Annotated in this window: 26 protein-coding genes; 6 read left to right on the top strand and 20 right to left on the bottom strand. The window is 37.3% G+C overall.

Annotation, left to right across the window (positions count from 1 at the left end):
* Positions 1–7: 7 nt before the first annotated feature.
* Genes LMOATCC19117_RS03635 through LMOATCC19117_RS03610 form a run of 6 tightly spaced genes read right to left on the bottom strand, consistent with a single transcriptional unit; the run spans position 8 to position 5,315 of the window.
* Complete coding sequence (locus tag LMOATCC19117_RS03635) at positions 8–2,083, bottom strand: flagellar biosynthesis protein FlhA (RefSeq protein ID WP_003724418.1); 2,076 nt, start codon at positions 2,081–2,083, stop codon at positions 8–10.
* A 46-nt stretch (positions 2,084–2,129) separates the two neighbouring features.
* A complete protein-coding gene (gene flhB / locus LMOATCC19117_RS03630) occupies positions 2,130–3,176 on the bottom strand; it encodes a flagellar type III secretion system protein FlhB (RefSeq protein ID WP_003721799.1) in 1,047 nt (348 codons plus the stop codon).
* 15 nt (positions 3,177–3,191) lie between these two features.
* Positions 3,192–3,953 (bottom strand): flagellar biosynthetic protein FliR, encoded by a 762-nt coding sequence (locus LMOATCC19117_RS03625; protein ID WP_003724417.1) that lies wholly within the window; start codon positions 3,951–3,953, stop codon positions 3,192–3,194.
* A 2-nt stretch (positions 3,954–3,955) separates the two neighbouring features.
* On the bottom strand, positions 3,956–4,228 hold the full coding sequence (locus LMOATCC19117_RS03620; RefSeq protein ID WP_003721797.1) for a flagellar biosynthetic protein FliQ: 273 nt from the start codon (positions 4,226–4,228) through the stop codon (positions 3,956–3,958).
* 12 nt (positions 4,229–4,240) lie between these two features.
* Positions 4,241–5,008, bottom strand: a complete 768-nt coding sequence (locus tag LMOATCC19117_RS03615; RefSeq protein WP_003724416.1) for a flagellar type III secretion system pore protein FliP — start codon at positions 5,006–5,008, stop codon at positions 4,241–4,243.
* The gene (locus LMOATCC19117_RS03610) at positions 5,001–5,315 is read right to left on the bottom strand and encodes a hypothetical protein (RefSeq protein WP_003724415.1); all 315 of its coding nucleotides are present in this window, start codon (positions 5,313–5,315) and stop codon (positions 5,001–5,003) included. The genes LMOATCC19117_RS03615 and LMOATCC19117_RS03610 overlap by 8 nt, the downstream gene beginning before the upstream one ends.
* Positions 5,316–5,686: 371 nt before the next feature.
* On the opposite strand from LMOATCC19117_RS03610, the gene mogR reads away from it, so the two are divergent.
* Positions 5,687–6,607 carry a motility genes transcriptional repressor MogR gene (gene mogR / locus LMOATCC19117_RS03605; protein ID WP_003727209.1) on the top strand — a complete coding sequence of 307 codons (921 nt, stop codon included), beginning with the start codon at positions 5,687–5,689 and terminating at the stop codon, positions 6,605–6,607.
* Positions 6,608–6,625: 18 nt separating this feature from the next.
* Complete coding sequence (locus LMOATCC19117_RS03600) at positions 6,626–6,835, top strand: lmo0673 family protein (RefSeq protein ID WP_003721793.1); 210 nt, start codon at positions 6,626–6,628, stop codon at positions 6,833–6,835.
* 38 nt (positions 6,836–6,873) lie between these two features.
* Here LMOATCC19117_RS03600 and LMOATCC19117_RS03595 read toward each other — a convergent pair whose 3' ends face one another.
* The 9 genes from LMOATCC19117_RS03595 to LMOATCC19117_RS03560 form a co-directional block, all read right to left on the bottom strand.
* On the bottom strand, positions 6,874–7,302 hold the full coding sequence (locus LMOATCC19117_RS03595; protein ID WP_003721792.1) for a DUF805 domain-containing protein: 429 nt from the start codon (positions 7,300–7,302) through the stop codon (positions 6,874–6,876).
* A 911-nt stretch (positions 7,303–8,213) separates the two neighbouring features.
* Positions 8,214–8,822: a hypothetical protein gene (locus LMOATCC19117_RS03590; RefSeq protein WP_003724413.1), complete on the bottom strand. Its 609-nt coding sequence runs from the start codon at positions 8,820–8,822 to the stop codon at positions 8,214–8,216.
* A gap of 124 nt (positions 8,823–8,946) precedes the next feature.
* Entirely contained in the window at positions 8,947–9,123 is a 177-nt protein-coding gene (locus LMOATCC19117_RS14715) for a DUF2188 domain-containing protein (RefSeq protein WP_003724412.1), read from the bottom strand.
* Between the two features lie 17 nt (positions 9,124–9,140).
* Positions 9,141–10,025, bottom strand: a complete 885-nt coding sequence (locus LMOATCC19117_RS03585) for an SDR family oxidoreductase (RefSeq protein ID WP_003743711.1) — start codon at positions 10,023–10,025, stop codon at positions 9,141–9,143.
* Positions 10,026–10,284: 259 nt separating this feature from the next.
* Positions 10,285–11,055 (bottom strand): ABC transporter permease, encoded by a 771-nt coding sequence (locus LMOATCC19117_RS03580; protein ID WP_003727213.1) that lies wholly within the window; start codon positions 11,053–11,055, stop codon positions 10,285–10,287.
* Positions 11,048–11,983, bottom strand: coding sequence for an ABC transporter ATP-binding protein (locus LMOATCC19117_RS03575; protein ID WP_003724409.1), 936 nt, complete (start codon positions 11,981–11,983; stop codon positions 11,048–11,050). Before LMOATCC19117_RS03575 ends, LMOATCC19117_RS03580 begins: the two co-directional genes overlap by 8 nt.
* Positions 11,984–12,096: 113 nt before the next feature.
* The gene (locus LMOATCC19117_RS03570) at positions 12,097–12,474 is read right to left on the bottom strand and encodes a DUF423 domain-containing protein (RefSeq protein WP_003734442.1); all 378 of its coding nucleotides are present in this window, start codon (positions 12,472–12,474) and stop codon (positions 12,097–12,099) included.
* Positions 12,475–12,483: 9 nt separating this feature from the next.
* Positions 12,484–12,747, bottom strand: a complete 264-nt coding sequence (locus LMOATCC19117_RS03565) for a DUF5327 family protein (protein WP_003724407.1) — start codon at positions 12,745–12,747, stop codon at positions 12,484–12,486.
* Complete coding sequence (locus tag LMOATCC19117_RS03560; RefSeq protein WP_003727215.1) at positions 12,744–13,307, bottom strand: maltose acetyltransferase domain-containing protein; 564 nt, start codon at positions 13,305–13,307, stop codon at positions 12,744–12,746. Before LMOATCC19117_RS03560 ends, LMOATCC19117_RS03565 begins: the two co-directional genes overlap by 4 nt.
* A 173-nt stretch (positions 13,308–13,480) precedes the next feature.
* Here LMOATCC19117_RS03560 and LMOATCC19117_RS03555 point away from each other — a divergent pair, with 173 nt between their 5' ends.
* The 3 genes from LMOATCC19117_RS03555 (at position 13,481) to LMOATCC19117_RS03545 (ending at position 15,559) form a co-directional block, all read left to right on the top strand.
* Positions 13,481–14,347, top strand: coding sequence for a Cof-type HAD-IIB family hydrolase (locus LMOATCC19117_RS03555; protein WP_003721781.1), 867 nt, complete (start codon positions 13,481–13,483; stop codon positions 14,345–14,347).
* Between the two features lie 25 nt (positions 14,348–14,372).
* Entirely contained in the window at positions 14,373–15,188 is an 816-nt protein-coding gene (gene pdxK, locus LMOATCC19117_RS03550) for a pyridoxine/pyridoxal/pyridoxamine kinase (RefSeq protein ID WP_003724405.1), read from the top strand.
* Positions 15,189–15,250: 62 nt separating this feature from the next.
* Positions 15,251–15,559 carry a carboxymuconolactone decarboxylase family protein gene (locus tag LMOATCC19117_RS03545; RefSeq protein ID WP_003724404.1) on the top strand — a complete coding sequence of 103 codons (309 nt, stop codon included), beginning with the start codon at positions 15,251–15,253 and terminating at the stop codon, positions 15,557–15,559.
* A gap of 85 nt (positions 15,560–15,644) precedes the next feature.
* Here the strand turns inward: LMOATCC19117_RS03545 and LMOATCC19117_RS03540 are convergent, their stop codons facing one another.
* The 4 genes from LMOATCC19117_RS03540 to LMOATCC19117_RS03525 all read right to left on the bottom strand — a co-directional run bounded on the left by LMOATCC19117_RS03540 (position 15,645) and on the right by LMOATCC19117_RS03525 (position 21,335).
* The gene (locus LMOATCC19117_RS03540; protein ID WP_003734443.1) at positions 15,645–17,261 is read right to left on the bottom strand and encodes a MucBP domain-containing protein; all 1,617 of its coding nucleotides are present in this window, start codon (positions 17,259–17,261) and stop codon (positions 15,645–15,647) included.
* 188 nt (positions 17,262–17,449) lie between these two features.
* Positions 17,450–18,103: a Crp/Fnr family transcriptional regulator gene (locus tag LMOATCC19117_RS03535; protein WP_003724402.1), complete on the bottom strand. Its 654-nt coding sequence runs from the start codon at positions 18,101–18,103 to the stop codon at positions 17,450–17,452.
* Between the two features lie 198 nt (positions 18,104–18,301).
* Positions 18,302–20,776 (bottom strand): LapB repeat-containing protein, encoded by a 2,475-nt coding sequence (locus LMOATCC19117_RS03530; RefSeq protein ID WP_003734444.1) that lies wholly within the window; start codon positions 20,774–20,776, stop codon positions 18,302–18,304.
* 277 nt (positions 20,777–21,053) lie between these two features.
* The gene (locus tag LMOATCC19117_RS03525) at positions 21,054–21,335 is read right to left on the bottom strand and encodes a helix-turn-helix domain-containing protein (RefSeq protein ID WP_003724400.1); all 282 of its coding nucleotides are present in this window, start codon (positions 21,333–21,335) and stop codon (positions 21,054–21,056) included.
* Between the two features lie 233 nt (positions 21,336–21,568).
* On the opposite strand from LMOATCC19117_RS03525, the gene LMOATCC19117_RS03520 reads away from it, so the two are divergent.
* A complete protein-coding gene (locus LMOATCC19117_RS03520; protein WP_003727220.1) occupies positions 21,569–22,465 on the top strand; it encodes an Rgg/GadR/MutR family transcriptional regulator in 897 nt (298 codons plus the stop codon).
* Here the strand turns inward: LMOATCC19117_RS03520 and LMOATCC19117_RS03515 are convergent.
* The gene (locus tag LMOATCC19117_RS03515) at positions 22,462–23,091 is read right to left on the bottom strand and encodes an endonuclease III domain-containing protein (RefSeq protein WP_003734445.1); all 630 of its coding nucleotides are present in this window, start codon (positions 23,089–23,091) and stop codon (positions 22,462–22,464) included. The genes LMOATCC19117_RS03520 and LMOATCC19117_RS03515 overlap by 4 nt on opposite strands.
* Positions 23,092–23,100 lie beyond the last annotated feature (9 nt).

Genomic DNA, 23,100 nt, shown 5'->3' with positions numbered 1-23,100 from the left:
TCCCTCATCAAGTTGGTTCAATCAGTGCAATTTGCTCCACTTCTGTTTCCGGCGACAGTTCACTAATGGAGAGCACCGGCACGTCCAATTGATATCTTTCCAAAACTCGCACAAAGCCAAATCGAAAATCTTTTCGCCTTGTTAAAATGACAGGTTCACGACCAGTGAGTTGCGCTTTATTCACGGTATCTCTTACTTTTTGAATGATTGGCAGTTCCTTGTCGAGCGCCCAGTTCAGCGCGTAGCCATAATACGGCGTGTTGACAATTTCTGTATCCATTTCAATCGAATCTTGCAAAAGTAGCGCGTAAATTTTGCCATCTTGATTTTTCGCTTGTTCACAAATGACTTTCGAAATCCGCTCCCTGACAAATGCCGTAATGCCATCAAGATCATTCGGATAAATCGTTTGCCCATCAATAATCCCTTCGACAATCGTTGGTAAATCGCGAACCGAAATCCCTTCTTTCAAGAGTTGTCGAAGCACCCCTTGAATTAGCGAATAATCAATTTCTTTTTTCTTAATTTCATCAATTAAAATTTGATTTTCATCAGCAAGTCCGTCAATTAAATCTTTAATTTGTTGGCGCATCAGAAGCTCATGCAAGTTCTTCCGCAGCACAACATCCAAATGCGTAATTAAAATACTAAGCGGTTCGAGCACTTGATAGTTTTTCATCTGCGCATCTTCTAACTCACCCGGCAAAATCCAGTAACCATCTTCCCCGAAAATCGGATCCTTGGTCGGCTCCGCATCAAGGTCCATCATCACGCCTGGTGTTTTTAGCGCTAATAAATGTCCTGCCTTTAAAACCCCGCTCGCAACAGCCACACCTTTGACCTTAATCTCATATTTCCCGCGCGGCTGAAAACTCGTATTATCTTTAAAATTAATCCCCGGGACCCCAATACCTAAATCTTGTAAAATTGATTTTCGCATTAAGACGACTTTATCTTTTGCCGTTTCTCCGTTCATTTTTTGTTTCACGAGAGCCGCAATGTTTAAGCCAAGTTCCACAACTACAGGGAATTTTTCTCGTGCTGCGCCAAATGCTTGATTGTGTTCCGCTTCAGCAGAGCTGGTTTCCGACTGGATAAGCTCCATTTCTTTTTCAAGTTCCAATTGCTCTTTTTTCTTTAAATTGAATTGCGTACGATAGCCGATTATTCCAAGCACTACGCCAATTCCAACAAATGGAATCGTTGGTAGTGGGCTAAATACACCCATTAAGATAAACATGGCAGCGAGCGTATAAACGACCACCGAGTTTTGCATTAATTCTTTGAAAATCCCGACCGCAACGTTATCATCTGATCCGTCAAATACCCGAGTTACAATAACCCCAGCTGACATCGCCATTAAAAGTGAACCAATCTGGCTCACGATGCCATCCCCGATTGTTAACTCCGTATATTTCACCGCAGCTTCCCCGAACGAAAGCCCACCTTGGACCATACCGACAATTAAACCGAATACAATATTTACAACTGCAAGCAAAACGGTAAAAAGAACATCCCCTTTTACAAATTTCCCAGCTCCGTCCATCGCTCCGTAGAATTCGGTTTCCATATTCAAATATGCGCGTTTTTCTTTCGCTTCCGGCTCTGTAATCAACCGTTGATTCAAATCCGCATCAATCGCCATTTGTTTACCGGGCAAAGCATCCAGCGTAAATCTTGCTGCTACCTCCGCTGTCCGCGAAGAACCATTTGCCACAATAAACTGAAAGACGATTAAAATAATGAAAATAACAATCCCAACAACAAAATTACTACCAATAACAAAATTCCCAAATTGTTTAATTACTTGTCCTGGATCACCAGTAGTTAAGATCGCCCGTGTCGTCGAAATATTTATCGAAACCCGAAATATCCCCATCAAAAGTAGTAAAGACGGAAATGACTTTAATTCATTCCAATCTTTAATTGATGTGGCACGCATGTAAACTAACACAGAGAACGCCAAGATCGTCACAAGCACTAAATCCAATACAAACGGAGGTAATGGCACAATAAGTGCAATAACAAACGAGACCGCAATCAAGATAGCAAAATATTTTTTTATAGCACCTAAATTCCCCATTTTGAAACCTGCCTTTTCTAAGATTAGAAAGGTCGCTCATATGTTGTTAGAACTTGATTTTGTCTGCGTCCATCAATTCTTTCATCACTTCAATAACATCTTTATATAAATCTTCTTGTATGTATTCATCTGGATTCGTCGTATAGTAAATACTTCGTGCCAGTTGTCTATTTGTAATCATCGGCACCCCGTCCGTATCCGCCACCTGACGAATAAACAGTGCCAGCTCGTCTTCCCCTTTAACGAGCAATTTCGGTGCATGATCTTTTGTTTTGTCATAACGCATCACAACGGAAATATGTGTCGGGTTGTTCACCACAAAAGTCGCGTCCGCCATTTTTTTCGTAATCGAACCTTGGAGAAGCCCACGCGCAATACTTCTTTGGCGCTGTTTCACTTCCGGTCGACCTTCTGAATCTTTCATTTCGTCCTTAATTTCTTGCTTCGACATCCGCAAGCCTTTTTTATAGTCATAACGCTGGTAAAAGAAGTCAAGCAGCCCTATTACTGCGATTACAAGGAAGAGCGCCAGAAATTCATTTTTGAATAAAGCGAAAATTTGTCCGAGTGAGTAAAGCCAATTTTGCCCGGTGTAACTAATGAGCGTGTCTAGATGATCCCGAAAGCCAATATACGCCACGTATGAAAGCAACGTAATTAAAAGTAGCGCTTTCACCACCTCGACAATTCCCTTCACACTGAACACTCGCTTAAAGTAGTTCGCTGGATTTAGTCGTTTGAACTGAGGTTTCACTGCTTTCGCGGAAAATAAAATCCCGACTTGCACGCCGTAGTTCATCAAACCAAAAATCACAACCATCACCATAATCGGCATCAACACTTTGCCAAACTCCATCAAGTAAAACAAACTGTAACTTTCCATGTTCGCAAGCTTCGGTGGCTGTTTCAAAAGAGCAACAAATGCTTGAATCGTGTTTTTAATAAACATTTCTCCAAAAAAATAAAGAAGCCCAGCTACAATTAGCAGTGAAAAAGCATTATTTAGTTCTTTACTTTTCGCCACATTACCTTCATTTCGAGCTTTCTTAATGCGGCGTGGCGTTGCTTTTTCCGTCTTATTATCCTTCGCCAAGCCTTTTTCTCCTCCCTATTTTTTCAGTAAATAATCAAAAAACGACACATATTGTTGAATCATCTCATCTGTCAAATTTTTAAAAACTGTACTCAAGATAGGAACAGCACACGCAAGGATGAAAATCCCAAACGTAATTTTTATAATAAACGCATTCATAAAAATGTTAATTTGCGGAGCGCTCTTAGAGATAAAAGCAAGAATGATATTAACGATAAAAATACTACCCATAATCGGGAGCGCAATCGACACCGCGGAAGCAAGTGCAAAACCAAGCGTCCCAAGCAGCAAATCAATAAACCCTTTTTCAAATAAAATCGACACCGAAGCCGTAAATTCAAACGATTTCATTAAGTAATAAATCAAGTAATCCATGCCTTGAAGTGACAAAAATATCACTACAAAGAAAGTATCTAAAATCGCAGCAGTAATCGAGTTTTGTGTCCCGTAAGAAGGATCAATCAAGTTTACTTGCGAAAATCCTAAATCATAATCAATCATAAAACCAGCCATTTTTGGAATTACCGCAATAATTTCCACCAATTTCGCCAGCGCTAATCCAAAAACCACTTCAGACGTTACCCGGAGTAGCAAATCTGGTAGCGTCGTTATACCAGAAACATCGACCCCTGTTGCCACTGGAATGGAAATCGCCATCCCAAAAACCACTTTGACACTGTTCGGAATGTTTCGCCCTTTTAAAAGCGGAAAGAAGAATAAAAAACTGGCAACTCGGCTGAAAACAATCACTACCGCAAGGAAAAATTCAAACTCCATGTTTACACCCTAATCATCAGGGGTAATTTGGAAAAGATTCCTACAAACAAATCCGTCATGTGTTCAAACATCCACGGTCCAAGAATAAATAGCGCCACTACGAAAGCAACAATCTTCGGTAAAAACGTCAGCGATTGGTCTTGAATTTGCATCATTGCCATCAATATCGCCACCACAATCACTACCACGATACAAATGAGCGACACCGGCAAAATAAGCGCCAGCCCACTATAGAAAAAATCTTGAAAAATTTGCGTAATCGGCGTTAAATTCATTTTGCTACTCCCTTAAAAGTGAATTGTTTGAAAAATCATGTTGGTAATCAATCCGTACCCACCAATGAAAATAAAAACAAGAATCTTAAACGGTAAGCTAATGGTCATCGGCGGTACCATCATCATCCCAAGATACATCAGTAACGTACTAACAATTAAATCTATAAAAATAAACGCTAAGTATATAAACATCCCAGTTAAAAAACCTTGGGTAATCTGTGTCAAAATAAAAGCAGGCATTAAAGCCATAAGCGGAGCATCTTCTTTTTTTGTAACTGGATCTTCTCCTTCTGCTTTCAACATCATGTTAATATCATGCTTATATGTATTTTCCGCGACATATTTTGTCAAAAGCGGCTTTGTTTCATCCCATACTTTTGATGCGCTCCACTCTTCTTTTTGCGAAGGTTTATACACATCGTCATACCAAGCAGTAATAAGTGGTTGCATCATAAACAAAGATAAAAACAGTGCCAGTCCAACAAGCACTTGGTTGGGCGGCAAGTTCGTCGCGCCAAGCCCTTGCCTCGTTAAACCAAGAACGATAATACAGTAAGTAAAGTGTGTGAACATTAATACAATCGATGCAGACAAAGAAAGAACCGTAACTAGTACAAACAGCGCCACACTAGAATTAACCCCATCCGTCCCATTCACACCAAGTGAGTCCAGCCAACTTTCTGCATGCACATTCACCCCTGGCCAAAAGACAACCAATGAAATTGCAAAAATAACAATAAAAGATACTTGAAATACTCGTCTAGAAGCTATTTTACGCATTTTCCTTAGTCTCCTCTTTCAAAAGTAATTCTCGGAAAAGTGCTTCATTTTGGTCAGTTTTTCCTTTTAATGACACCGTTCGAATATCATTATTGGAAATAATCGCCAGCACCTTTTCCCCGTCTGCCTCCAGAAGAACTGCACGTAACTGATGAGAGATTAAAAGAGTGTCTTTCAACTTTATAAGATCATTTTCGCTTTTTCTCGTGCGATTCGCTTGCTTGTTTTTCTTAACTAAAAAATAAGAAATTCCCGCAAGTACTGCTAAAAGTACAATAATTTTTAAAAGTGATAAAAAATATTCCATTCAAGTAAGGTAAATTCACCTTTCACTCCCTTCATCAGATTACAAAAATAAATCATTTTTTCAAAATATATATCAATAAAGTGTTTTTTGTAACTGCAATATAAAATTTTACACCAAATCCTGAAAAAATCTATACTTTTTTTAAAAAATGAAATTTTGTGTAAAAATAAAAAAACAGCCAGTGTAACAGCTGTATCAAAGGAAAACTTCTCATTATTCGATTTATATTTTTCTATTTAACTCAAAAAAAGGTTCTTCATACCCAATCCTTTTGACCTACTCGCGTTCCCTTTACACAACTAACATATATTGTTATTATAAAAATAAACAGAAAATCAATAATACTATAGGATAGAGAGGTATGTGATTGTATGCCTAAATCAGAAATAAGAAAATTACTTCAAGAAATCAAAAAACAAGTAGATAATCCGGGGAATTCATCTACAACTGAAATTAAAAAAATGGCTTCAGAAGCTGGCATTGACGAAAAAATTGCCGAAGAAATCTACCATTTACTCACTGAATTTTATCAAGCCGTTGAAGAACACGGTGGAATCGAAAAATATATGCATTCCAATATTAGTTGGTTAAAAATCGAATTAGAACTACTTTCCGCATGTTACCAAATTGCTATTTTAGAAGATATGAAGGTTCTTGATATTTCTGAAATGCTCAGCCTAAATGATTTGCGGATTTTTCCAAAGACTCCAAGCCAACTACAAAATACTTACTACAAACTAAAAAAAGAGCTTATCCAAGTAGAAGATATTCCGAAAAACAAGCCTGGGAGAAAAAGAAAAACACAAAAAAATACAAAAAAAGAAAAAACCAATATTTTCGGCAAAGTTGTGCCAGCTGAATTCAAAGCACCAACGTCCATCAAAGAACAAATCAGCTACGACAAATCACGCGAAAAAAACTTGGTTGATTTACTTTCCGGCGTTAAAAGCAATGTTCAACTTTTAAGCGAAAACCAAGGTGAAGAAAACAACGTATATGACTTACTAAAAAGCATTTACTCACTCTCTTCCCTTGCTGTTCAAAAAGAAGAACTCGACAAAAAATACCAAGACTTACAAACAAAATACCAAGAATTGGAACAGGAAAATTCCTATTTAAAACAACAAAACGAAACCATGACAGATTCGTTCCATACACTTGTGTTACAAGTAGCTGATTTCGCTTATGCCAGTGATTTAGACCAAATCCAAGCACTGCCACTTTTCAGCCAGCAACTCGTTGTAACACTGAATCAACTTGGTGTATTCAAAGAAAATTATAAACAAATGTAATTTAGAAGGGGTGGCACGATGTATATCGAAATTTATACCGTAAATGGGGAATCTATTCGCCTTGACGACGACGCAAAAATCAACAACATCAGCATCCACGAATTATCAAAAGCAGACTTGAAAAACCTTTTTAACGAAAAATGTATCGAGTTAACGAAATACGACTTAACGTATTTTATTAATACCAACCAAGTGAATTGGTTCCTTGTAAGCGAAGGAATCCATTAAAAAAACGAGCTAGGATTATCTCCTAGCTCGTTTTCTATTTAAAAATCAAATTTACTATCTATATCCCCATCACCATATTGGTTTGGTCCATCACTTTCAAGACACATAAAAATTAACATAATAATTCCGCCAGCAAATGGAATAAGGCTTAAAAGGACGAAAAATCCACTTTTGCCAGAATCATGTAAGCGTCGAACCATTAAGCTGATTGTTGGAAGTAAAGCCGCTAGCAAGTATAGCCATAAAATGATTACCAGAACGATTGCACCGCCACCGCCAGCCATTCCCGTACCACCCATAGCTGCTTCCATAATAGCTGAAATACCAAAAATAAAAGCTAAAGCATAAAGTATTACAAAAATAATAACATTCCAAAGTACTACATACCAATACGCCGATCTCGGGGCTCTGCCACTAAAGTTAACGTAATTTCTCCAAAATGATTTGTAAGCTTCTAAAAATCCCATATTTCCTCCTATGTAAATAAATTTCACCGTATCTATAAGGATATATGTAGCCATCCCATTACACAAGCTCTTACAATAAAGATTCATAAAATAGACACATTTCTATTTTTAATTGAAAATGTGTCTATTTTCACAGGCCTTTAAACCTATTAGACCTCCAAACTATAGATTTTTAATACATATCAGCAATAAAACTTTACACAAAATCCACCCATTGATGATTGCGAGAAATAATCACTAAAATATAAAATACCCCAAAATGTTATTGAGGTATTTTAGTTAAACTCTACTTATTTTTTAATTTGGTAATCACTTTGGTAATAACATACACTGCTAAAACTAAAACAGCTATAAGCATTAAAGATCCCATGATGTTAAAATTGCTCAACCTTCTATCACCTCTTTAAATCCCGCGTAAATTAAATATACTTGATGAGGTACTTTTATTCCAGTCTTTTCTTAGTTTATCAGGAATTTAATAATTCAGTGCTATATATGATGCACTACAAGAATTGTATGATTTATACTACATTACAACTTGTCGCTATCTATCTATGGTAAATTCTCCAAGTGGATGCTCTCCCAAACATCCATATCTTTGTTCACTTAGAAAATCCCCAGTGGCATTTATAAATATTGGTAAATGCCGAACTCCTCGAACTTTCCCTTGTTCGAGGAGTTTTCATTTATTTAGTGTTTTTTACAAAAAAATACTCTTAGTGGCTGCTAACAACCGCTAAAAGTATAAAAGGGAGTTTAAGGTAAGTAAAGACAACCCACTACAAAAAAGGGAGAAAAAGTAATGGCATTGTCATTGCTTATGGTTATATAATACCCGTCTCCCCCAATCCAAACCCTTTTTTTGTATTAAAATTAGATGACGAATTTAACTAAAATGCAACAGAGTACAATTATTTATTCTCTCGCTCAATTTCATTTTCAAGATTTTTTAAAACTTCGGCTTGTACTTTATTGATTGCTGATTCTGTGTCGCTATTTTTAGGAAATAATTCATTTCGTTTATTCGGATTGAGGTTTATTTTTCCGAAAATAACCGCTGTCGGGACATAATAGTCATCTTCTGAATCTTTTTGCAACAACAACAGATATTTTTCTTCTTTTTCCATTTTTGTATAGCCAGCGATATGGTATGTCGTATTCGCTTTGGCATCGTAACCTTCATTTTCATAAACAGATATTGTCATTTCTTTTGCTAAGTTGTCATCCGTTTCGTTTTTTAAAACTTGGGCTATTTTAAAAGTAGACATTCTATATACACCTATCACAGCATCATCTGAAGCTCGCTCTATTATTGAATCTCCGCGTTTTTCTAGTTGACCTGTTACGATGACAGTACTAGCGTTTTCTAATTCATCCCCACTCTCATAACCGTCGATTTTAGCTTCTGCCACTACTTCGGTGAATGGTTTTGGTGTCATCTGTTGATAAACTAAAAATCCTCCAATAATCAATAGGAAAGCTGCAACCACAGTGCTGAAAATCCATCTTCTTTTATTCATAAAAAGTTCCTCCTAGTTGTCATCATCTCTCTTAATTTAAATAGTACACTTTTTTTATCAAAATTAAAACACTTGAAACAATAGACTTAAAGCCTAGCGTTCCAAGTATTTTTTCATCTAAACATTACGATTCCTTATGATTTTTATACCATTCTTCTGCTTTCGAAGTGGCAATTGGGATAGCGCGGCTTTCTGAGTAGCCATCTTTTAATAGGGCATTGCCGATTTCAATAGCTTTTTCGCGTTCGGTCTTTCTTAGATTTTTCCACGAATCCGGATAATCATTTTTTGTCCACGGCACGAACTTTCACCTCGCTTTTAATTAATAGGAGCTCCGCCGGTAATTCCGTATACTTGGCCCGTTGTATAACTTGCTTCATCTGATGCTAGTAGCACATAAGCGCTCGCAAGTTCTGCGGGTTGCCCTGCTCGTCCAAGTGGCTGATCTTGACCAAATGCAGGAATACTATCTTGTGGTTGTCCCCCAGAAATTTGCAGCGCCGTCCAAATTGGTCCTGGTGCAACCGCATTAATTCGAATACCTTTTCCCCCTAGTTGTGCCGCTAAACTTTTAGTAAGCGAAATTAAACTACTTTTTGTCATTGCATAGTCAACAAGGTGAGCGCTTGGTTTAACGCCTTGAATGGAGGACGTTAAAATGATACTTGCCCCTGCTTTTAAGTAATTAAGTGCTTCTTGAATTGCGAACACAACGGAGAAGACGTTCACTTCAAATGTGTCACGTAATTGTTCAGCTGGAAGTTTTTGAATATCTAATTGATATTGCTGTAGTCCAGCGTTTAGCACTAGAATATCTAGTCCACCTAACTCGTTATATGCTTTTTTTACTAAATCTTTCGCTAAACCTTCTTTTCTTAAATCACCCGGTAATAAGACACATTTCTGTCCAGCTTCCTCAACAATCGCTTTAACTTCCTGTGCATCTACTTCTTCATCCGGATGATAATTTATCGCGACATCAGCACCTTCTCTAGCATAGGCAATTACCGCAGCTCGACCTATTCCCGAGTCGCCTCCTGTTACAAAGGCTTTTTTCCCGGTTAATTTATTCGCGCCTTGATAACTTGATTCGCCCGTATCTGGAACAGGCGTCATTTTACTTTGCAAACCAGGATAATCCTGGCGTTGCTTTTCAAATTTTCCTGTATGGTATTTGTTTAATGGATTTTCTTTATTCATCATAAAAACCTCCTATATTTTTGCAACGTAACCCATGACTAAGTAGGCTACGAAAATTATTAAAATGGCCAATATAAGTATCCACCAAATATTAGCGCCAAGTTTTCGCTTCACTTTTTTATTTCCCATTTTCACTACCCCCATTACTTAATGTCTTCCCTCCAGTTTTACGCTAAAACGTTTAACATCAAATTGAAAAAGAATTGTAGTAAACATGAAAAAAAGAGAACGGAAATCCGCTCTCTTTTTGAAAAAATCGCTATTAACTTCGAAGTCCTCGCCCTTTACTAATTAAATACCAACAAATCGAGTAAAGAACGGCACTAAATACAACAAGAATGGATAGAGAAATTGCTACTGGTACATCTGTAACACCTAGGAAACCGTAGCGGAATCCGGAAATCATATAGACAATCGGGTTCACTTTAGAAATCGCTTGCCAGATTGGCGGTAACATCGAAATCGCGTAGAATACGCCGCCTAGATACGTTAACGGTTGTAAGACAAAAGTTGGGACAATGGATACATCGTCAAATGATCTAGCGAAAATCCCGTTAATAAGTCCCGCGAGTGAAAATAAAATCGCCGTCATTAAGAAGGTAATAATACCAATCGTCCACGAATGAATGTGAATCGGCACAAACACCATCGAAATAAGCGTGACAAGTGCTCCAACTAAAACACTTCTACCAATCCCACCAATCAAAAAGCCCCAAATAATAATATGCGTTGGCACCGGCGCAACAAGAATTTCTTCAATGTTTTTCTGAAACTTTTGCGAGAAAAAGGAAGACGATACATTGGCGTAAGAACTAGTAATGACGGACATCATAATCAGCCCCGGCACAATGTACTCCATATAAGAAAAGCCATTCATTTCCCCAATGCGGCTACCAATCATTTTCCCGAAAATAATAAAGTAAAGCGAAGTCGTGATAACTGGCGGCACGAGTGTTTGTACCCAAATTCGCATATAGCGATTCGTTTCTTTCGCAGCTAGACTTTTTAAAGCTGTATAATATAGATTAAACATGTTTCTCCCCCACTTGATGTTTTTCTTCTGTAATTTTCAAGAATAGTTCTTCCAGGCGATTCGATTTATTACGCATCGAAAGCACTTTAATACCGTGTTCGCTTAATTGCTCAAAGATATGGTTAACTCCCTGATTACGTTCCACTTCCACAGACAAAGTTTGCTTATCTTCAAACACATGATTATAACCCGTAATTTCGAAAGCTTCTTCATACGGTTCTAAATCAAAAATAAACGTTTCAAATTGCAATTTAGAAAGTAGTGATTTCATGCTGGTATTCTCAATTAACTCCCCAGATTGAATAATACCGATATTACGACAAAGCATCTCTGCTTCTTCTAAATAATGCGTCGTCAAAATAATCGTCGTACCACTTTCGTTTAACTCTCTTAAAAACGTCCACATCTCACGTCTAAGTTCAATGTCGACCCCAGCAGTCGGTTCATCTAAAATAAGCAGCTTCGGTTCATGCATGAGAGCACGCGCAATCATCAAGCGGCGTTTCATCCCGCCCGAGAGCATCCGCGCACGTTCATTCCGCTTCTCCCACAAATTCGATTGTTTTAAATATTTTTCGCTACGTTTGATAGCTTCCTTACGAGAAACACCGTAATAGCCAGCTTGGTTAACAACGATTTGCTGAACCGTTTCGAACGGATTAAAGTTAAACTCTTGCGGAACTAGTCCGATTTGCTGTTTTGCCCGGACAATATCTGTATCGAGATCATAGCCAAATACGCTTACTTGACCAGATGTTTTATTGACTAGTGAAGTAATAATACCAATCGTCGTTGATTTCCCGGCACCATTAGGACCAAGCAGTGCATAAAAATCTCCTTCTTCTACCGTTAAATCCACACCGCGTAACGCTTCGACCCCAGTGGAATAAATTTTTCTTAACCCTTTTATTTCAAGTGCATAAGTCATGTAATTGCTGTCTCCTTATAAATTATGATTCCTTTATTTTAGCACTTATTTGCCAATAAGAAAAAACAATCGTCTTTTCACTGAAATGAACGCGAAAAGACGATTATTTTGATTTAATATCTACTCATCGTTCTTCTTGATACTCCTAAAATTAGCAAGAACCAACCAACGACAAAGCAAACACCACCGATAGGCGTAATCGCACCTAAAATGGATACTTTAGAAATACTTAACACATACAAACTACCCGAGAAAAAGACAATTCCGACCGAAAATAAAATCGCTGCCCATGTGTAAAGCCGACTAGCTTGTTTTTCCATCAATAGCCCTACAACTAAAATGCCTCCTGCGTGAAACATTTGGTACTGAACGCCGGTTTCCCAAGTACTCGCATAACTTCCAAGTACGTCTTTTAAAGCATGTGCCCCAAAAGCCCCTAGTAAAACTGCCAGCCCTGCAAAAGTGGCTCCCGTAATAATTGTTTTTTTCATAGTTACCCCCTAAAAATCAAGCAACGAGTCTCCGTTCGCGCCGTCTTCTAACTCTATTTTCTTCCCGTCCATACTTGCAATTTGCGCCGGTTCTGCTGACTGAATAGCAATCGGTTCTACAGCCGCAGTTGTCTCATCGCCTGTTTTTGCAAGCTGAACAAGCAGCATCAAACCATGCAAATGCTTATCTTGACTCGCTTTTGTGGTTGCTGCTTTTGCTTTCGCTAATTCGTTTTCCATTTGTTCAAAAATCTTTGAATCTGCAATAATCATTTTTCCTCAACCTCAATTGTTTTAATAACGCGTGCTGGGTTGCCGGCAAGAACGACATTATCGGGGAAGCTTTTCGTTACAACTGCGCCTGAAGCAACCACGACATTATTTCCAAGCTTAACCCCTGGATTAATAATTGCCCGACCACCAATCCAAACATTATCGCCAATTTCAACTGGTTTACCAAGCTCTAGCCCACTATTACGTTCTACTGGATCAAGCGGATGCGTTGCCGTATAAATATGAACTCCAGGCGCCATCATACAATTATCACCAATATGTACTTCGCAAACATCTAAAATAACACAATCAAAATTAGCATAAAAATTTTCGCCTACATATATATTAGAACCGTAATCAACACGAAAATCAGGTTCCACATATACATTCTCTTTTGTTCCGCCGAATAGGCGCTTCAGCACGCTTGCACGGGACTCTGAATCCATCGCATCGTTAATCTCTCTGCAGAACTTACGTGCACGATTTCTTCCGTGTGCGAGCTCTCTGTCGCTAGGATCATACATTTCTCCTGCAATCATCTTTTCTAGTTCTGTTTTCATCCTGACACATCCTATCCACGTTTTATTCTTATTCATTATAACCAAATGAATCACAGAAATATAGTAAAGTAATCGCTCCACCTAAAAAACTACGCGCAGCTACCTTTTGTGCATTTTTCTTAAAAAAATGATATTCTAGTGGAGTAGGTAAAATTGGGGAGGAATTTAATATTATGATTAAAGTTATTGCTTCAGACATGGATGGCACACTACTTAACTCTGATATCGAGATTGCACAAGAAAACGTCGAGGCAATCGAAAAAGCCCGCGCCAAAGGAATTCATTTCGTTCTTTGCACCGGACGTATGTATGACGATGCAATGGGGTTAATTAATAAAGCTAATTTATATGCACCAGCAATTTGTATGAATGGTGCGGAAATCCGCGATGAACACGGCAAAATAATTTTGCAACATCCGATTGATAGAAACCTAGCAAGAAACACTTACAACACGCTGACTGAATTAGGTATGTATACCGAATTTTTCACTGACATGGGCCCAATCACAACAGACAAAGCTCGTGGCAAAGAATTTATGATTGAAATGCACAAACGCATCCACCCAGACGTTCCCGCAGAAACCATTATGGACAAAGTAGAAGAACGTTTTGAATCCAAGGACGTTCACGAAATTCCAGATGTAGAGCGTATTTTAGGCAATAAAGATTTAACCATTCTAAAATTCATTTCCTTCTCTTCTGATAAAGACATTCTTGCAAAAGCCAAACAAAAACTAGAAAAAGATTCCGAACTATCCGTTACATCTTCTTTCTCTGATAATATTGAAATCACTCACCGCGAAGCACAAAAAGGTATTTCTTTACAATATTACGTAGAAAAATTAGGCGTTACACTTGATGAAACTTTTGCAATTGGAGATAATATGAATGATATTTCGATGTTAAAAATGGCTGGTTATAGTGTAGCTATGGGTAACGGCGAAGAAGAAGTCAAAGATCTTGCAGAACACGTAACCCTTTCGAATGATGAGCACGGCGTTGCAGCAGCCATCTATAAAATGTTAGAAACAAATGACTAAAGTTTATTTATAGGAGGAAACACGAATGACAATCAAAAAAACATTAACTATTGCAGGTTCTGATTCAAGTGGTGGTGCTGGTTTACAAGCAGACTTAAAAACGTTTGAAGAATACGGCACTTATGGTTTTAGCGCAATCACAACTATTGTAACAATGGATCCAGACAACAACTGGGCGCACGGCGTTACTCCAATTGATGCGCAACTTGTTCGCGAACAACTTAAAACAATCCTTTCTGGCGGCCCTGTTGACGCAATGAAAACTGGAATGCTAGGTTCGATTGACATCATTAAAGCAACACGCGAAGCCATCGACAAATATGATTTAAAAAATGTCGTAATCGATCCCGTTATGGTTTGTAAAGGCGAAGACGAATTAATCCAACCAGAAAACGCGGAAGCTATCCGCGACCTACTGCTTCCAAAAGCAACAATCACAACACCAAACCTATTCGAAGCAGGTCAATTATCCGGTCTTGGCAAATTAACTACATTAGATGATATGAAAAAAGCAGCGAAAAAAATCATCGAATTAGGTGCTAAATACGTAGTTATCAAAGGCGGAAAAGCCCTAGAAAGCGACAAAGCAATTGACCTACTATATGATGGCAAAGAATTTACTATCTATGAAGTAGAAAAAATCTCTCCAAGCCACAATCACGGCGCTGGCTGTACTTTCGCAGCAGCAATCACAGCTGGACTTGCAAAAGGTTTAACGGTTGAAGAAGCAGTCGCAAAAGCAAAAGACTTTGTCACTGCAGCTATCAAAGGTGGATTTGCACTAAACGAATTCATCGGTCCTGTTTGGCATGGCGCTTATAATAAAGCAGAAAATAGATAATACGAAAACCGTCCACTGTTTGGGCGGTTTTTTATTATAATAAAAGTTAGGAGATGAGTTCAATGAAAGTAAGTAAATCATTTGAAGCGTTCGCGAAAGAAGCTCCCGAAGTACACTCTGCCTGGATGGAAACCGTACATAAACTAGATGCCGCAAGTAAACTCGATAAAAAAACAGAAGAACTAGCATACATTGCTGTTATGGCTGCCACTCGCTTAGAAAGCGGGCTCCCTTTCCATGTGAAAATGGCAAAGACAAACGGTGCGACGCGTGATGAGATTATTAGCGCCGTTCTCGTTGGTCTACCGGCTGTAGGAAATACTGTTATAAGCGCCCTACCTGTTGCCTTAGAAGCATATGATGAAGTTTAATAAATAACTTCAAAAAACAGACTGTAGATAAAATGATTTCTCACTTTGTCTACAGTCTGAAATCGCTCAAATACTGGGCGTTTTTTTATTTTACTTTTCTAGTTTTACGAAGGAATACAAATAATCCCCCTAACAAAAGCATACCCAAGCCCACTAACAAGCTACTTTCCAACACGTTATCTCCCGTTTTAGGAAGAGATTCTTTTGGTTGTGTTGTTACTTTGTTAGAAGTACTTTCTTGTGTGGTTACTTTTTCTTCCTTTGGACTACTTGCTTGTGTTTGCGCCTTTTCTTTCACCGTACTGCTGCTATTATCATCTGTTGTCGCAGTATTATCTGATGAGTTACTGTCATCATTTGTATCTGCTGAATTGTCAGGAGCCGGTGTGACATCTGTATCCTCATTTTTTTCATAAACATACGTAACCGTTTGTGCCTCTTTACTAAACACACCTGTTGCATTATTAGGTGTTTCCTTTAAAGTCCAACCATCAATTGTTTTTGCTTCTGAAGTATAGTTATCATCCACATCACCACTCAATGTTTCTACAGATGCTAATTCGTTTCCTTCTGTGTCAATGTATTTTACAGTGATATCCGCTCCAACTTCTACTTTCTTAAATGGTACTTGCAAATCAACTTGATCGCCATCTTGCTCAAAAGTGACTAATTTACTTAGATTTTCTTGATACATTGCTTCATCAAATTTATATCCTTCGAAATTTCGTGAAATAAAATCTAAATCAAAATTCGCTGGTGTTAGCCCAACTGCCTCTTCAAATTGAGCGGCATCTATATCGCCGTTCATGTAGTCTACCATGTAATGTAACAAATCATTCCATAAAAGAGTAGGCGCATCAGGCGTATTTCTTAAATCTTTGTAAGTCGTATTTTTTGCTAAATCGCCGAATGTTACTGTGTCTGTTGGGACACCATCTGGGTAGGCATAACTTAAGTCTAATGAGGACTTAAGTTCCCGGCGGCTACCATCAGGAGTATAGAATGAAATACCGACCGTTCCTTTATTTACTTCACTTTTCGTTTTTGAGTAGATGTACGTAACTGTCTGATTTGTTTCAGCAAACTGACCATTTTGATTGCTAGGAAGTTTTGTTTCGTCTACTTCATATCCATCAATCGTTTTTGGTTCAGAGGTATAGGCTGTATTTAAATCACCCGTTTTCACTGTATCCTCTGCTAATTTATTTCCATCACCATCTACATATTGGATAGTTGTTTTAGATTTTGTGTTTACAGAATAACTGTAAACTCCACCGTTACCTGCCCCGTCGTAATATTCAAGGCTAATGCTTCCTGTTCCAGCTTTTGTCGGTGCTCCTGAAAGTGTTATGTCTGCATATTGATAGTGCGTACCGTCTTCACTTAGCGGTCCGTATTTCACGTCATAACTAATTCCGTCCATATTGGATAATGTTACTTTCACGTCAGAAATATAGCTACCCCATTCATTGTTTGGTAATGCTTGATCTTGAAGATGTATCGTTTTGGTAATTGCTTCCCCTACCGTTTGTTCTAAATCACTGGTAGCAGCTAAGGTTTGCTTGTTAACGGATATTTTTGGCGCAGCAGCTTCTTTTTTCACCTGTTCTTCTCCATTTACACTCGTTGCGAAAACTTGGAATGGTGCCTGGAAAACTAAAGCCGTACCGAGAAGTAAGGCTCCTACTTTACCTAATTTCATTTTTTTTGCCCCTTCAACTTTACAATTTCAAGTTATCTAAATGATGTAATTATCGTATAGGTCTCACTTGATTTGTAAAGTATATCAAAGGCGAAGAGGACAAATATGTGTAAAATCCACTCCATACTATCAATCATGTGTCGTTTTTTCGAATTATTAATTTTGCCAGTAATTGCGGCTTTTTTGTTCTACAACCAATCTACATTCTCGCTATTTGTGAATCGCGAAATGCGGACAAGTATTTGATTACCATTCATTTTGATTTGTCCTTTTCTTTCTAAATTTTGAAGGTATTTGTATAAACTTTTCCTCGAAATATCACTATAAAGCGCCAATTTATTCTTATTAATATAATGAGGCAGTAGATAAAACTCATTTTTTACTTCTAATTCTAAACTTTGGCATAGCTGCTGTAATGAATAAGCCAATCGGTCCTCTGATTTAAGGTCATTCTTCATTAACTCAAACATAAAACTCGCGGCATTATCCATAATTGCTCGCACTAATTTTTCAGAATAAGCAGGTTGGTTTGTTGCATAATTAAGGAAAAACTCACGGTGCAGTAAAACAATGTGAGCAGGTGTTTCAGCAACTAGTCTTAGTTTATTTTGTACTCTTAATTCATATGGAGATTGATATATGACGTTATTCTCCCTAAAATAATGCAGAATTTGTTGATGTTCATTTTCCATACGCAAGACACCTTCTAAAACTAAAATAAAATGCGCCTCTAATTTTTGTATTTCAAATACTTCCGATATGTTTAGTTCTTCTCTAACAATCCAAACTTTTTCTGGGGTATTATGTTCTAGCTCGCCTATCAAAGTTGACCAGTCGTCCATTTGTTTCACCACCATCAAGTTTATGTTTTCCTAACCGCGTTCCTATTTTGTTACTATACCCTTTTATCCATGAAAAAATCGTTTCTAAAAATAAGCCCTAGAATGCGAATGATTCAAATTGGCAATTTATATCTACTCTAGCGGTTTTAAGCTACAATCGGCAAAAAAACCGCAAGTGACTTCACTTGCGGTTTTTGTCTATTTTCTTCTAAGCAAATACCAAGCGCCTAAACAAAAAATCCCACTCAATATAGTTTTTGTATTCGTATCTCCTGTTTTTGGTAGTTTTTCTTTCTTAATAACTACTTTTTCTTTAGTATCTGGTTTTGGAGTGGATTCAGGCTTTTCTTCAATTACTACTGGTATTGCTTTAGCGTCTACTATATGCACAGTGAATTGCACAGAATTAGCAGAAATGCCATCTTCATTTACTGCATTTAAAGTAACGGTATAGCTTCCTGTTTTTTTCCATTTTACTTTTACCTGACTATCAGAAGTTAATACCGAACCGTCACTTGAACGAGCATGGACATCTTTTAATAGCTCTCTTTCGTCTTTAATTACAGAAGAATCATAGGTTATTTCAGGATCTACCGTGATTATTGGTGCTGGACTTTTTAAAATGCGGACGACAAATGTTTTCGATTCCGCTGCTACGCCGTCTTCATTTATCGCGTTTAACGTAACTTCATAATCGCCTGGCACGCCCCATTTTACTTTGTCATTCATATCAGAAACAAGCGGTGAACCATCATTTGTTTGCGCATTTACTTCTTGAAGGAGTTCAGCTTCCGTTTTAGTTATTGTTTTCGGATAGGTTATTTCAGGATCTACCGTGATTATTGGTGCTGGGCTTTTTAAAATGCGGACGATAAATGTTTTCGATTCCGCTGCCACGCCGTCTTCATTTACCGCGTTCAAAGTAACCTCGTAATCGCCTGGCACGCCCCATTTTACTTTGTCGTTAATGTTAGAAGTTATCGTCGAACCGTCATTTGTTCGCGCATTTACTTCATTTAGTAATGTGCTCTCCTCTTTCGTCACTGTTTTATCGTAGATTATTTCCGGGTCTACCGTTATGACTGGTGCGGGATTTTTGGAAATTTTAATCGTTACAGGAACAGGATCCGCTGCTTGATTATCCTCATTCACCGCGGTTATAAGAACTAGGTAATCCCCCGGAACACCCCATTTCACATTCGTTAAATCACAGTCTATATCAGCTGGAATATCTGTTTTTGCTTCCACATCTTCCAAAAACTCTTCCATGGTCCTATTCACTGTTTTACTATATTCGATTTCAGGAAGCGCGCTAATGACAGGTTTTTGGAGAGCTTTTATTTTGTATAAAACATCATTCTGATAACCACGCTTTATTTGAATACTTAAATTATCCGCTGTTTCAGATAGTTTATTAGGAGAAGTTACCTCTAATAATTTATATTTATTAGTATCCAAAAGGGTATCATAGGCGTGTTTATCCACGTTTTGGACGGAATTGTGTAAAAAAGGTTCCGCTATTTCAAATTTACCATCTTGATTGACTTTCCCTGGTGTTGTTACAGTACTATAATTATCAAAAGTAACTGGATTGCCTAACTCATCCTCAAAGCGCGTCGTTACTTTCCCAAAAAAAGCAGCTGTCATTTTCGTATCAGCGTTATTCACTGGATAGAATTCCAGCGACTTTGTAGCTGATGATACGGAAGAAAGACTAACTAAGTACGGATCTGTTGTTCCAGGTTTCCCGTCCACATTCGTATCAATATCAAAACTAACACGAGTTTTAGTAGAAATCCCTTTGAACGGAATAGTACAATTCATTTGGAAAATAGGACCGCCTACAAATGGAGTTCCAACATCGTATGTAATCGTTCCGTAATCCACCCCGGCTACACCAACTCTATAAATCTCCTTCGCTTCATCCCAAACTTCAATTTTAATATTTTGCACATTTCCAAGTGGAATTCGTTTTTCAAAAAGCGGATACGATACCAAAATTTCTGTTTCGTAATTCACTTTACTACTCGGCTTTTCATACACTAAAATCGCATGGTATAAATCGCCACTTATTTTAGAAAAATCGCTAATTCCAACTGGCGGCCAGTCATCTGCCATATTTACGTTCCATTCCACACTGCTCGTCCCAATGTTTTTAAAGTTTTTTGCAGCGCCACTATAGGAAAGATTAATAACGTTTTTATCGCCATGCGCTGGCATCACCTGTATTTTAAAACTCGCATCAAAGCTGTTTATAAAAAAAGACTCTGAATCTTCTGTAAAAACAAAGTGCAATGTTGGTGATCCATTAATTTTTTCTACAGTAACTTTACCAACTACTTGTTCATTAGTTACCGCTGTTGGGTCAATATCCACTTTCAAATCATAGGCTTTCTCTGTATAGAGTAAGGCATCAGATGATAAAGTAATATTAAAATAGTCCCCTTTTTGGAAAGAATTCCCTCCAAAAGCTACTTCTAAAAAATAATTTAGTTTTTCATTATAGTTTTCCTTCGCCGTTACATTTTGTCCATTTGAATTATAAAAACTGACAGATTTAATAAGATCATCTCGCTTATTATTACCGCCTGCTTTTGCGGACCAATCTACTGGCACTAAAATTATCGAACAAATTACACTAAGTGCGATAACAATATGTAAAATCTTCTTCAATTACATCTCCTCCTTTGTAGTATGGTTTGACCTGTCCCAAGCCCTCCTGTGTTTTCTTGCGTATCTCTGCACCTAACTAAAAACCATTATATCTACTTAGAACTCCCAATTAGTCCATTAATATAAGCGATTACAGACTAAATGTGACTAAAAATTGTCAAAAAGCATTTAATAGAAAATATTTCTTACTAAAAAAAACAACCGTTCTCTTAATTTTAGATAGAGAACGGTTGTTTTCTTTACTATGATATAAATAATTTCACTTTGAACATAGTATTCAATTTTTAATTGGCGGGTTTTCAAAGACATTAATTGCTTCTGTTAAGATAGATAATTCTTCTTCTAATAGCGCCCGTTGTTTTTTTAGTTCCTGCGCTTGCAAGATATTTAAGATTTCGTTCGATTCAATATTGTCATCATTATTAAATTTTTTTATCCATTTTCCAAAAGTTGAATTAGGGACACTAAATTCCTGACAGATACTATGCTTCGTTTTCCCTCTGCGATATAAAGCAACCAAACTTTTTTTGAAATTCTCGTCATATTTTGCTTTAGCCATAAAACTTCCTTCTTTCTATTGTTAAATATCATAAAAAAAGATGCAAATATATCTGTTATTTCATTTCTAATATATCAAGTTTTCCTAACATTTTTTCATAAAGTCCTAAAAATAGGACTTCTTCCGCCAAATTTTCTATGCTACGATTTAAAAGTAAAATGGCTGTTAAACTCCTTGCAACACCTCTTAGATGCAGCCCACATCTAAATTATGAAACAAAAGGAGTAACTTGAATGGTCGGGTATGGAAAAACAGTGAGAGATATTCGCACTTCTAAAGGAATACATCAAAAAGATTTATACGATAATATCATTTCCAAATCCTTCGCTATCGAATTTGAAAAAGGAAAGCACGACATCACACTAACCTTATTTGAAAAAATTTTAAAACGGATGAATATGGACTTGGACGAGTTCTTTTATATCCATAGAGAATTGTCAGTATCAGCTGAGAAAAATTATTTATGCATGAATCAAGAACGCGGAAATATATATGATCTTGCGAGTTTGGAACTATTATATAACGAGCTTTCTAAACATAATGGCGAATTAGTGGAGGTCTGGAAAGCATTTGTTCGTTCGCGAATTAAATTGGTCGAACATCTCTTTAAATATCATGAATTTACAGTAGACGTGATTACACCTAAAGATAAATGCACGATTCAAAAGTATTTATTTTCGATTGATACGTGGACACTTGAAGAACTTAAGATTTGCGCTAACTCCATCTACTTTTTTGAAGAAGATTTACAAATTCAATTTTTAAACCAGGTCATTAAGGCCATTCACTCTTATAAAAACTACGACCGTGCCAGACGTGTTTTATGTACCCTTTTAATTAATACGATTGAAATGTTTATTTCGCGCGGTCAACTATCCTCTGCTAGTAAACTCATCATCCTATTAGACTCTTTATGTCTGTATAACGAAAGCGCCTTTTACCGGAATATCTCCCATTTTTTAAAAGGGTTAGTAAAAATGCAAAATAATCATATCCAAGAAGGATACAACCAAGCAAAAAAAGCCATTCAAATTATGAATGACCTCCGTTTTGAAGAGATTGCTTATTTATATGAAATTTTGTTGGATCAGTTTATCAGAATAAAAGGTATAGATATTGTTAAGAGCTAGCTTTCTAGCAGCCAAGATTCATTCATACTTTTGTCTTTCCCAAAATGTTTTCCGTGAACATCAATGACTGAGTGCCATTCTTTACATAGTTTATGTGGAATATTCTCTATTATTGGCATAAATTCATCGCGCATTTGTGCATAAGTTGTATATTCACCAAAACCCAACCTAGTAAATAGTCGTCTGGCATATAAGTCAGCAATAAACACATTCCGCTCAAAAATATACAGCAACATTGCATCCGCCGTTTCTTCCCCGACACCCTTTATGCCTAACAACTCTTTTCGTAAAGCTTCCGTTGAATACGTCTGAAACTTATCTAAACTAGCTCCGTGACCATAGAACCACTCAGCAAGTGCTTTAATATAGATACTTTTTTGTTTATAAAAACCCGCTGGATAGATTAATTCTTCCAATTTCGCTTTATCCATTTCAATTAAGCTATCTAAATCTAAATATGGTGCAAGATTCGCTAATGCTTGTTTGGCATTTTTCTCTGTCGTACGCTGGATTAATATCATAGAAAGCCAATCAGCCAGACGATTATCCGCTTCCCACCAATCTTGATAACCATAATGCTCCACTAAATTATTTAAAACTAACACTTTTTGTTCGTTTACATTCACCTTGCATCA

This window comes from Listeria monocytogenes ATCC 19117 (genome assembly GCF_000307025.1).
Taxonomy (GTDB): domain Bacteria; phylum Bacillota; class Bacilli; order Lactobacillales; family Listeriaceae; genus Listeria; species Listeria monocytogenes_B.
Note: the sequence above shows the minus strand (reverse complement) of the source record. Positions and strands in the feature narration are given on the sequence as shown.

What these genes read in the sequence shown, in the direction of transcription:
- LMOATCC19117_RS03565 (WP_003724407.1), bottom strand. Translation starts at nt 12,747, where the DNA reads ATGATTATTGCAGATTCAAAGATTTTTGAACAAATGGAAAACGAATTA.
- mogR (WP_003727209.1), top strand. Translation starts at nt 5,687, where the DNA reads ATGCCTAAATCAGAAATAAGAAAATTACTTCAAGAAATCAAAAAACAA.
- LMOATCC19117_RS03520 (WP_003727220.1), top strand. Translation starts at nt 21,569, where the DNA reads ATGGTCGGGTATGGAAAAACAGTGAGAGATATTCGCACTTCTAAAGGA.
- LMOATCC19117_RS03595 (WP_003721792.1), bottom strand. Translation starts at nt 7,302, where the DNA reads ATGGGATTTTTAGAAGCTTACAAATCATTTTGGAGAAATTACGTTAAC.
- LMOATCC19117_RS03555 (WP_003721781.1), top strand. Translation starts at nt 13,481, where the DNA reads ATGATTAAAGTTATTGCTTCAGACATGGATGGCACACTACTTAACTCT.
- LMOATCC19117_RS03545 (WP_003724404.1), top strand. Translation starts at nt 15,251, where the DNA reads ATGAAAGTAAGTAAATCATTTGAAGCGTTCGCGAAAGAAGCTCCCGAA.
- LMOATCC19117_RS03620 (WP_003721797.1), bottom strand. Translation starts at nt 4,228, where the DNA reads ATGAATTTAACGCCGATTACGCAAATTTTTCAAGATTTTTTCTATAGT.
- LMOATCC19117_RS03580 (WP_003727213.1), bottom strand. Translation starts at nt 11,055, where the DNA reads ATGTTTAATCTATATTATACAGCTTTAAAAAGTCTAGCTGCGAAAGAA.
- LMOATCC19117_RS03610 (WP_003724415.1), bottom strand. Translation starts at nt 5,315, where the DNA reads ATGGAATATTTTTTATCACTTTTAAAAATTATTGTACTTTTAGCAGTA.
- LMOATCC19117_RS03585 (WP_003743711.1), bottom strand. Translation starts at nt 10,025, where the DNA reads ATGATGAATAAAGAAAATCCATTAAACAAATACCATACAGGAAAATTT.
- LMOATCC19117_RS03635 (WP_003724418.1), bottom strand. Translation starts at nt 2,083, where the DNA reads ATGGGGAATTTAGGTGCTATAAAAAAATATTTTGCTATCTTGATTGCG.
- LMOATCC19117_RS03560 (WP_003727215.1), bottom strand. Translation starts at nt 13,307, where the DNA reads ATGAAAACAGAACTAGAAAAGATGATTGCAGGAGAAATGTATGATCCT.
- LMOATCC19117_RS03570 (WP_003734442.1), bottom strand. Translation starts at nt 12,474, where the DNA reads ATGAAAAAAACAATTATTACGGGAGCCACTTTTGCAGGGCTGGCAGTT.
- LMOATCC19117_RS03535 (WP_003724402.1), bottom strand. Translation starts at nt 18,103, where the DNA reads ATGGACGACTGGTCAACTTTGATAGGCGAGCTAGAACATAATACCCCA.
- LMOATCC19117_RS03575 (WP_003724409.1), bottom strand. Translation starts at nt 11,983, where the DNA reads ATGACTTATGCACTTGAAATAAAAGGGTTAAGAAAAATTTATTCCACT.
- LMOATCC19117_RS03600 (WP_003721793.1), top strand. Translation starts at nt 6,626, where the DNA reads ATGTATATCGAAATTTATACCGTAAATGGGGAATCTATTCGCCTTGAC.
- LMOATCC19117_RS03625 (WP_003724417.1), bottom strand. Translation starts at nt 3,953, where the DNA reads ATGGAGTTTGAATTTTTCCTTGCGGTAGTGATTGTTTTCAGCCGAGTT.
- pdxK (WP_003724405.1), top strand. Translation starts at nt 14,373, where the DNA reads ATGACAATCAAAAAAACATTAACTATTGCAGGTTCTGATTCAAGTGGT.
- LMOATCC19117_RS03525 (WP_003724400.1), bottom strand. Translation starts at nt 21,335, where the DNA reads ATGGCTAAAGCAAAATATGACGAGAATTTCAAAAAAAGTTTGGTTGCT.
- LMOATCC19117_RS03590 (WP_003724413.1), bottom strand. Translation starts at nt 8,822, where the DNA reads ATGAATAAAAGAAGATGGATTTTCAGCACTGTGGTTGCAGCTTTCCTA.
- LMOATCC19117_RS03540 (WP_003734443.1), bottom strand. Translation starts at nt 17,261, where the DNA reads ATGAAATTAGGTAAAGTAGGAGCCTTACTTCTCGGTACGGCTTTAGTT.
- LMOATCC19117_RS03615 (WP_003724416.1), bottom strand. Translation starts at nt 5,008, where the DNA reads ATGCGTAAAATAGCTTCTAGACGAGTATTTCAAGTATCTTTTATTGTT.